The sequence below is a fragment of the Pseudoalteromonas sp. S4492 genome, assembly GCF_005886115.1.
Classification (GTDB): domain Bacteria; phylum Pseudomonadota; class Gammaproteobacteria; order Enterobacterales; family Alteromonadaceae; genus Pseudoalteromonas; species Pseudoalteromonas gelatinilytica.
Map to the genome: position 1 here is coordinate 1 of NZ_PNCP01000206.1, position 256 is coordinate 256.

The following is a 256-nucleotide window of genomic DNA, read 5'->3' on the forward strand; positions in this document are numbered from 1 at the left end:
CGATCTGCGGCATTACCGGCTTGCGCTGGATCGGAGCTTCGACCGGCTCGTTCAGGATGTCACGACCGACCAGGCCGGCCGCCACTTCGCGCAGGGCAAGGACTGTGGGCTTGTCGTTTTCCCACGGCAGTTGGGCGTTGCGGCTGCCGCGTGACAGCTGACGGGCACGACGAGTGGAGATCATCACCAGCTGGAAGCGGTTGTCGACGTTCTCGAGGCAATCTTCTACGGTTACGCGAGCCATGGCGGTGCACCT

The 256-nt window shown here is 63.7% G+C and carries 1 protein-coding gene; it reads right to left on the reverse strand.

What is annotated here, in order from left to right; translation table 11 throughout:
* Positions 1-244, reverse strand: a 244-nt coding sequence (rpoZ, locus tag CWC28_RS21400; RefSeq protein ID WP_138625760.1) for a DNA-directed RNA polymerase subunit omega, incomplete at its 3' end; no start/stop codon positions are given.
* Positions 245-256: the final 12 nt, after the last annotated feature.